Raw genomic sequence first — 7,178 nt, 5'->3', positions numbered from 1 at the left:
CGCAAGTTATTTCATTTCGACTCCTGGGTATCTAGCGCGCTCTTGACCAGCACGCCGCACCGATGGAGCAAATCATCGTCGTCCCGGCGTGCCAACGTCGGTCGGGACCGGCGAAGCTCCCGCAGAAAATCCGTGACGAGTTCGTCGTCCAGATCGACTCGTCTGGCTTCTTCGACGGGCTCCCGATCAAACGTCGGCTGGCCCCGGTTGATCAATAATTGGCTCACCTCGTACGACGAGAGCCGATGATCTCCATCCGAGATGCGGATATATGAACCGTTTGGCTGCCCCTTGCTCCGCAGGTAGCAGGGCTTGTCTGCTGCGTCGAGCTCCGGCACCTCGGTGACGACAAGGGTCCTGTCCCTCGAACTGCGGCAGGCTGATCAGCGGCACGAGGGGTGGATGGAGGGCATCTCGACACAGTCCCGCGATGTCGGCGGAAAGCTTCGCGGCGTACTCGCAACCGGTGGTCGCGAACCCGCGTCCCTCGTCGAGGCCTAAGATCAGCGTGCCTCCGCCTGGAGTGTTTGCGAATGCGCACAGGGTCTGTGCGGTCTCATTGGGCAGTTTGTCGGTTGACGCCAGCTTGACCTCAAGTCCTGCGTCGTCGCGACCGATCCGGCGAAGCGCGGCAACCAGCTCGGCCAGTTCTGCTGCCTGCATGTGTCAGCCTCCCAGTGAGCCTGACACAGCCTAGCATGATGTTGTGAGGCTGTAGAAGCCTTGTTAGGCTGTGTCAGGTACCCTGCATCCAGGCCCTGGGGGCAGGCGCCGGACCGGCTCTGCGTCCGCCTGTGGTTGGCGTTGGGGCGGCGGCTAGTGCCCATGACGTGCACGATCGACGGGGTCTGGCTTGCCGCCAAGGAAGTATCGGCTATGGGCCTGCACCTGAGCCAGATCGCCGAGGAAGACGACCTGCTGACCAGCGATCCGTTGGCGCTGCTGATCGGGATGGTCCTGGACCAGCGGATGTCGGAAAGAACGAGCGGGACGGGCGGCTCCATGCCCGTCTGACCGCGTGGGGCCTGGCTCCGGCCCGCGACTGCCGGAGCCAGAGATCACAGCGGCGACCGTGTCAGCTTCTCGGCGCGCACCGCGGGCATTGTGGTGTCGTACTCAACTCGGGTCGGAGGCGCCCTCACCGGCGGCGCGTTCGTAGGCGCGCAGGGTGCTGACGACCAGGTGGCGTTCGGCCGGGGTCAGCGGTTGGAGCGCCTCCCGCCAGGCGCGGGTGCCCGAGCCGAGCCATCCCTCGATCACGGGGCGGCCCGTGGTGGCGATACTGACGATCCGGCGTCGGCGATCGCCGGGATCCTCGTGCCTCTCGACGATCTTGGCGTGGTCCAGGTCGGCGACCATCAGGCTGACGGTCGTGGGCGCGACCTCCAGCCGCGTGGCCAGTGCGTTGACGGTGGTGGGGCCGTCAAGCAGCAGGTAAGAGAGCAGGGACAGGTGCCGTGGGCCGAGCGCCAGGCCGGCGAGCTCGGCGGGCGGCGGCGTCCGTTTCGCCCGCCCGACCAGCTGCGGCATCAGTAGCAACAGCGCGCGGACAGCCTGGTCCACATCGAGCTCGTCCTCGCTCCGGCTTGACATGGCCCTCCTCGCCTCCTTTACCTTTGCAATCAAAGATACTTTGCATCCAAAGGTAATCTCAGATGTAGCACCTGCGTGATCGGAGAGTCATGACCACCCTTGTCACAGGCGCCAGCGGGAACATCGGGTCGCGTCTGGTCGCCACGCTGGCCGGGTCGAGCCACCCAGTTCGTGGCTCGTCCCGTGATGCGACGAGCCTACGGCTGCCCGCCGGCGTCGAGCTGGCCGAACTCGACCTCGCCGACCCCGGGCCGTCGGCGGCGAAGGTGCTGCGAGGGGTCGAGACCGTCTTCCTCTATCCGGTGATCGGTACTGTCGAGGCCTTCGTGGCGGCGGCTGTGGACGCGGGCGTGCAGTACGTGGTGTTGCTGTCCTCGCCGGCGGCCTACGAGGTCGGGGAGTTCGACCGGCCCATCGGGCAAATTCACCGCGGGATCGAGCGGGCCGTGGCCGAGTCGGGTCTCTCGCACACGGTGCTCTACCCGAGCTGGCTCGCGACCAATACCCGGCGCGGCTGGGCAGATCAGATCCAGACCAGCGGACGGGTCGCGATGGCGTTCGCGGACGCCCCTATCACGCCGATCCATCCCGACGACATCGCCGAGGTCGCCGCCCACCTCCTTACCCAGGAGACCTTCCGTTCCCGGATGCAGATCCTCACGGGACCGGAGCCGATGCGCCTGCGGGACGCGGTCGCGATCATCGGCGACGTGCTCGGTGCCGACGTCACCGTCGAGGACGTGACCCGGGAGGAGGCACTGGACCTCGACCAGGGCCGAATTCCCCGTCCGATCCTGGAAACGCTGCTCGACGTGGCCGCGGCGACCATCGGCCAGACCGCCCCCGTCACCAACACGGTCGAGCGGATCACCGGTCACCCGGCCCGGTCGCTGCGCTCCTGGCTCGAAGCCCACCGGAGCGCCTTCCAGCGCGGCTGCCCCCTGCCTCGGGCCGAACTGCCCTGTTCGCCGTCGTGCGTCTGGGTCTGTCCGTGTCGACATTGTCGCGGGCGGGATGTCGTGTCATCGGCGGATGGGTTGCTGCTCCGAGACGGTTCGGGTGTCCGGGCTGGGTGGCGGCACTGGCGCCGTGACGAGCGCTGGCGGCGGGGCATGATCGCGAAGGTGCTGACGGATCTGGCGGTGAGCTTGGCGCTCGGTGGGGCTGCCTTGCCGACATCGCGCTGCTGCGCGGGCGCCCGCCCAGCGATGCGCTCACGTAGCCGTTCGGTCAGCGACTCACGACAGTACGGACGACGTCGACCGCGCTGTGCTGGCCAGCGGATCGACGGCTGGGCCTGTGGCTATCGTGATGACGGTGGGACTTCACTTGAGCCAGATCGACGAGGCTGACGAGCTGCTGACGAACGACCCGTTGGCGCTGTTGATCGGGATGGTGCTGGACCAGCCGGTTTCGGAAGGATGGAGCGGGACGGATCGTTTCGTGCCTGCTTGACCATGAAGCGTCGCGTGCCGCTCTGCGGCCGCCGGAGCAAAGAGCCGCCTGGTGCTTCGCCTCCTGCCCTCCGCTCAGCTCTGGGCGTCCAGCCTCAGCAGCGGGGCAAGGCGCTCGAGCTGGTCGACTGCTTGGGAGAGATCGGGGGCGAACGGGTTCACGAGTACGTGGTCGGCGCCGGCATCAATGTGGGCGATGAGCCTTGCCGCGACAGCGGTCTCGTCGCCCCAGGCGAGGACGTCGTCAATCAGGCTGTCGCCGCGTTCAGCTATGTCTGCCTCGCTGTAGCCGAGCCGGCGGTAGTTCCTGGTGTAGGGGGAGTCAGGGGCACCCACGCCGAGATCGAAGATGGTCCGCAGCCAGGTCCGGGCGGCCTGCGCATCGCGCTCAAGGATCATGGCCTGGTGCGGGATGACCAACGGGTCGGGGCCCAGCACGGCGCGGGCGGCCGCCGTGTGCGCCACCGGCTGCAGGAACGGGTGGACGCCGTCGGCGCGCTCGCGAGCCAGCCGGTGCACGCGCGGTCCGAGGGCGGCGAGGACGCGTGGGTATCGCGGAGCTGGCAGCTGCGGAAGGTGCGCAGCGGCCTCGTCCATCGCGTCGAGATAGTCACGCAGGTGGGAAAGGGGTCGTTCGCCGGACTGGCCACCGAGGCCGAGGAGGAATCGCCCAGGATAGGCCTCGGCCAGTGTCGCGGCGCCGGTGTGCATCGCGCCCGAGGCGCGGGTGCTGATGTTCGCGATGCCCGTGCCAACGATGATCCGATCAGTTGAGGCAAGCATCAGCCCGTGCTGCGCAAACGCCTCGCGACCGGTGGCCGGTGCGCCTGGCGGCGTCTCCCCGCTCCACACCGACCCGTACCCCAGCCGCTCGATCCGGGCGAGCTCCTGGCGCTGGGTGGCAACTGGACTACTCAGCAGGACGAACGGGGGAAGCCATACCCCGAACCGACCCAGGCGTCGGCGGACCTCCGAGATGCTCATTGCCGATCCCTTCTGTCGCTCCACCTGCCGGAGGTACCCTCCGGTCGCGTCGAACATACCGGAGGATGCCTCCGGCAAGGTGCCTGGGGAGGAGGTAGCCTCCGTCTATGTGCTGCGAAGGGAAGGCGATCGGGCGGGGTGGCTGAGACGCGGCCCATGCGTGCGAATGCCAGAGCCAACCGCGAGAAGTTGCTGGCGCATGCGCGTGCCGCGTTCATCGAGCACGGCACCGGGGCCTCCCTGGAAGGAATCGCCCGCCAGGCCGAAGTCGGCATCGGGACGTTCTATCGCCACTTCCCGACGCGGGAGGCCCTGCTCGAAGCGGTGCTCCATGAGCGTTTCGATGATCTGACCGCGCGGGCGCGCGAACTCTCGGTAGATTCATCGCCGGGTCCATCGCTGACGATCTGGCTACGAGAATTCATGGAGTTCACCGGCGCCTATCGAGGGCTCGCGGCCGCGCTCCTACGGACCCTGCGGGACACGTCGACCCCGCTTCACGCGGCCTGCGAGAGCATGCGCAAGGCTGGGACGTCTCTCTTGGCCCGCGCGCAGGAGGCTGGCGCGATGCGCGTGGATCTTGACGCCGTCGAACTGTTCACCGTGGTCAGTGGACTCGCGTGGGCGTGCGAGCAGACAGTGACCACAGTTCCTGGAACTGCGACGGCAGACCGCCTGCTGACCCTCGTGTTGGAGGGTCTTCACAGCCCTGGCGGGTCGGCAATTGACCACAGCTGATGCGGGGCGGACGCCGGTCGCCACCGGAGTAGCGGGCTGGGGCGCTACGGTGACGTCGTGGGGCTGCATCTGAGCCAGATCGACGAAGCGGACGAGTTGCTGACGAACGATCCGTTGGCGTGGCTCATTGGGATGGTGCTGGACCAGCCGGTCTCGGAAACATGGAGTGGGATGGGACGGTCCGCGTCCGCCTGATCGCGGGCTGTCCACATTGCGGGTCCGGTCGTCCGGGTCGGTCGTCCACCCGTTCGCCATGCGGACAGGGTTCCCGTCGGGACGCGGGGGACGGAGGAAGCGGGGTCAAAGCCGCGAATGCCAGTCCGATGACGAAGCCTGCGACTTCCTCCAGCTGACGCGCGCGTTCCAATGATCACAGCACCGCTGATAGCCCTATCTGCCCCTACCGGTTCGACGACAACACCAGCAACGACTATCACCGCCTCGTCCTGCACCACGTGGCCGCCGGCAGCTATCCCGTCCTCGCGCACGTCGAAGGCGGTCACACCGACCCGCTGCCCACCTTCCCGATCGGCGTGTCGACCACCGTCGACGGAACCGACCTGATATTCGAACAGCCAGCAGTAGCCGCATGACTATCTGACCGGCGGCGCGACGGTGCCGCCGGGGTCCGCCCGTGCTAGCATTGCTATCAGGAGGTGGTCCCGATGGCGGCGGTCAGCATCCGAGACCTCGATGACGGTGTGCGGGAGCGACTGCGCATACGTGCGGCGCACCACGGCCGTTCGATGGAGGCCGAGATCCGTGCGATCCTCACCGAGGCGGTCAGCGAGCCCGAGGATGCTGCCGGTTTCGCTCAGACCCTGCTCGCCCGGTTCGGCGCGCTTGGTGGCGTCGACCTCCAGCTGCCAGCGCGGACACAGGCACCGCGGGCAGCGGACCTGTTCACGTGACCGGGTGCCACCCTCAGAATGATCGTTCTCGATACCAATGTCATCTCCGAGCTCATGCGCGCAGTACCAGCAGATCGCGTCGTAAGGTGGGTAACCAGCCGACCCGGTGACGCCTTGAACACGACCTCGATAAGCGTGGCCGAGGTCCGTTACGGCATCGTCCGACTGCCATCCGGTCGCCGCCGCGAGTTGCTGATGGCAGCCGCGGACGATGTCTTCTCGGCGTTCCAGGACAGAGTCCTGCCCTTCGACGTCACGGCGGCCCGCCACTACGCCAGCCTCGTGGTCGAGCGTGAACAAGCCGGGACTCCGATCAGCGGCTTCGACGCCCAGATCGCGGCTATCTGTCGATCCCGCATTGCCGTCCTGGCTACCCGCAACACCAGCGACTTCACCGGCCTGGGCTTGGAGCTGGTCAACCCCTGGGAGGCCGATGTACTGCCCGCCGAGTAGACCATCACCCGGCGTCGCCCATGGCCAGCGGCACTACGAGGATCTGTGGTCTTTGCCGCCGCGTCGGTGGACGGGCGCTACGACGTCCTGGCGGTGCCGAGCGCTGTGTCCGTGCCGCCGTCTCCCAGCCGCCGATGTCGGCGCGCACCGCGTCGAGATGGCTGAGCGCGGCGTAGACCCCCTGGTTGGTGCTGAACGTCCGGCGCGTCGGGTCGAACAGGCCGGTGCGGATCGACGATCAGCACGTTGACACCGAACGGGCGGACCTCGTCGGCCAGACCCTCCGACCAGCCCTCAGGGCGAACTTCGTCGCGCTGTACGCCGAGAACCCTGCGAACGACATCTGGCCGCCCATATTGCTCAGCTGGACGATCGCGCCGCGGCGCTGCTGGCGCATCTGCGGCAACACCGCCTGGGTGAGCGCCACCACGGCGGCCAGGCTGCCGCCAGGCGCTCGGCTACGGTTGTGCCGTGGGACTGCACCTGAGTCAGATCGACGAGGCCGACGAACTGCTGACCAAGGACCCGTTGGCGCTCCTCATCGCCATGGTTCTCGACCAGCGGGTGTCGGAAGGATGGCGTAGAAGGGGGCGAGGTCGGCCTGGCCGCAGATCGTCACGGTTGGGCTCGTAGCCTGAGTTGGACGGCCCACTCCCTGCGTGTGGTCCGGTCCGGCCCCTCGTGTGGCTGCGGTGCCACGCGGAACGCGCAGCCACACCACATTGCGCTTCACCTGCCGCGGGACCGGGTACCGAGACCGGCCGCTGGACAGCTACCTGCCGCTCGCCTCCCTCACGAAGCGGACCGTCGGCACCATGAGGTGCGCGGCTACGGTTTGCGTCCGCCCGCGACTCGGGAGTCGCCGCAGCACGGCGCCCCGAGAAAGCCGCCGCCCCGCCCCAACGCCCTGATCCAACCGGGCGTCGTAGCCGTGGTTGCCAGCCGGCGGCCGATCGAGGATGCCACGGCCGGCGTCCTCGCCGTCCGCTTCTACCAGGAGCACTCGGCCGATGCCGTGCCCCGCAGAGGCGATCATCTGGACGCA

General features: G+C 67.8%; 11 protein-coding genes and 2 pseudogenes. 8 read left to right on the top strand and 5 right to left on the bottom strand.

The annotated features are described in order from the left end of the window. Positions 1–11 precede the first annotated feature (11 nt). Both ACY5KJ_RS11205 and ACY5KJ_RS11200 read right to left on the bottom strand, forming a co-directional pair. Complete coding sequence (locus ACY5KJ_RS11205; RefSeq protein ID WP_462187120.1) at positions 12–338, bottom strand: hypothetical protein; 327 nt, start codon at positions 336–338, stop codon at positions 12–14. Between the two features lie 49 nt (positions 339–387). Beyond that, a pseudogene (locus ACY5KJ_RS11200) lies at positions 388–663 on the bottom strand (AlbA family DNA-binding domain-containing protein); the annotation flags it as partial. 162 nt (positions 664–825) lie between these two features. On the opposite strand from ACY5KJ_RS11200, the gene ACY5KJ_RS11195 reads away from it, so the two are divergent. Beyond that, complete coding sequence (locus ACY5KJ_RS11195) at positions 826–1,014, top strand: hypothetical protein (RefSeq protein WP_462187104.1); 189 nt, start codon at positions 826–828, stop codon at positions 1,012–1,014. 102 nt (positions 1,015–1,116) lie between these two features. On the opposite strand, the gene ACY5KJ_RS11190 is transcribed toward ACY5KJ_RS11195, so the two are convergent. Beyond that, positions 1,117–1,593 carry a MarR family winged helix-turn-helix transcriptional regulator gene (locus ACY5KJ_RS11190; RefSeq protein WP_462187105.1) on the bottom strand — a complete coding sequence of 159 codons (477 nt, stop codon included), beginning with the start codon at positions 1,591–1,593 and terminating at the stop codon, positions 1,117–1,119. 89 nt (positions 1,594–1,682) lie between these two features. On the opposite strand from ACY5KJ_RS11190, the gene ACY5KJ_RS11185 reads away from it, so the two are divergent. Together ACY5KJ_RS11185 and ACY5KJ_RS11180 are read left to right on the top strand one after the other, a co-directional pair. Further along, a complete protein-coding gene (locus ACY5KJ_RS11185) occupies positions 1,683–2,945 on the top strand; it encodes an NAD(P)H-binding protein (protein ID WP_462187106.1) in 1,263 nt (420 codons plus the stop codon). Next, a complete protein-coding gene (locus tag ACY5KJ_RS11180) occupies positions 2,923–3,048 on the top strand; it encodes a hypothetical protein (RefSeq protein WP_462203321.1) in 126 nt (41 codons plus the stop codon). Before ACY5KJ_RS11185 ends, ACY5KJ_RS11180 begins: the two co-directional genes overlap by 23 nt. Positions 3,049–3,122: 74 nt before the next feature. Here the strand turns inward: ACY5KJ_RS11180 and ACY5KJ_RS11175 are convergent, their stop codons facing one another. Beyond that, positions 3,123–4,031 carry a TIGR03620 family F420-dependent LLM class oxidoreductase gene (locus ACY5KJ_RS11175; protein WP_462203320.1) on the bottom strand — a complete coding sequence of 303 codons (909 nt, stop codon included), beginning with the start codon at positions 4,029–4,031 and terminating at the stop codon, positions 3,123–3,125. A 156-nt stretch (positions 4,032–4,187) separates the two neighbouring features. Between ACY5KJ_RS11175 and ACY5KJ_RS11170 the strand changes: the two genes are divergently transcribed. The 5 genes from ACY5KJ_RS11170 to ACY5KJ_RS11150 all read left to right on the top strand — a co-directional run bounded on the left by ACY5KJ_RS11170 (position 4,188) and on the right by ACY5KJ_RS11150 (position 6,133). Continuing rightward, positions 4,188–4,769, top strand: coding sequence for a TetR/AcrR family transcriptional regulator (locus tag ACY5KJ_RS11170; RefSeq protein WP_462187108.1), 582 nt, complete (start codon positions 4,188–4,190; stop codon positions 4,767–4,769). A 57-nt stretch (positions 4,770–4,826) separates the two neighbouring features. Beyond that, positions 4,827–4,964 carry a hypothetical protein gene (locus ACY5KJ_RS11165; RefSeq protein WP_462187109.1) on the top strand — a complete coding sequence of 46 codons (138 nt, stop codon included), beginning with the start codon at positions 4,827–4,829 and terminating at the stop codon, positions 4,962–4,964. Positions 4,965–5,224: 260 nt separating this feature from the next. Then, positions 5,225–5,362 (top strand): hypothetical protein, encoded by a 138-nt coding sequence (locus ACY5KJ_RS11160; protein WP_462203319.1) that lies wholly within the window; start codon positions 5,225–5,227, stop codon positions 5,360–5,362. A 72-nt stretch (positions 5,363–5,434) separates the two neighbouring features. After that, positions 5,435–5,680, top strand: coding sequence for a FitA-like ribbon-helix-helix domain-containing protein (locus tag ACY5KJ_RS11155; protein WP_462203318.1), 246 nt, complete (start codon positions 5,435–5,437; stop codon positions 5,678–5,680). A gap of 18 nt (positions 5,681–5,698) precedes the next feature. Beyond that, the gene (locus ACY5KJ_RS11150; protein WP_462187110.1) at positions 5,699–6,133 is read left to right on the top strand and encodes a PIN domain-containing protein; all 435 of its coding nucleotides are present in this window, start codon (positions 5,699–5,701) and stop codon (positions 6,131–6,133) included. 4 nt (positions 6,134–6,137) lie between these two features. On the opposite strand, the pseudogene ACY5KJ_RS11145 reads toward ACY5KJ_RS11150, so the two are convergent. Further along, a pseudogene (locus tag ACY5KJ_RS11145) lies at positions 6,138–6,557 on the bottom strand (SDR family NAD(P)-dependent oxidoreductase); the annotation flags it as partial. Between the last annotated feature and the right edge of the window lie 621 nt (positions 6,558–7,178).

This window comes from Frankia sp. CcWB3, assembly GCF_977927595.1.
Note: the sequence above shows the minus strand (reverse complement) of the source record. Positions and strands in the feature narration are given on the sequence as shown.

Excerpts from the sequence above, each read along its gene's own strand:
- ACY5KJ_RS11195 (WP_462187104.1), top strand. The coding sequence starts at position 826 with ATGACGTGCACGATCGACGGGGTCTGGCTTGCCGCCAAGGAAGTATCG.
- ACY5KJ_RS11190 (WP_462187105.1), bottom strand. The coding sequence starts at position 1,593 with ATGTCAAGCCGGAGCGAGGACGAGCTCGATGTGGACCAGGCTGTCCGC.
- ACY5KJ_RS11185 (WP_462187106.1), top strand. The coding sequence starts at position 1,683 with ATGACCACCCTTGTCACAGGCGCCAGCGGGAACATCGGGTCGCGTCTG.
- ACY5KJ_RS11175 (WP_462203320.1), bottom strand. The coding sequence starts at position 4,031 with ATGAGCATCTCGGAGGTCCGCCGACGCCTGGGTCGGTTCGGGGTATGG.
- ACY5KJ_RS11170 (WP_462187108.1), top strand. The coding sequence starts at position 4,188 with ATGCGTGCGAATGCCAGAGCCAACCGCGAGAAGTTGCTGGCGCATGCG.
- ACY5KJ_RS11155 (WP_462203318.1), top strand. The coding sequence starts at position 5,435 with ATGGCGGCGGTCAGCATCCGAGACCTCGATGACGGTGTGCGGGAGCGA.
- ACY5KJ_RS11150 (WP_462187110.1), top strand. The coding sequence starts at position 5,699 with ATGATCGTTCTCGATACCAATGTCATCTCCGAGCTCATGCGCGCAGTA.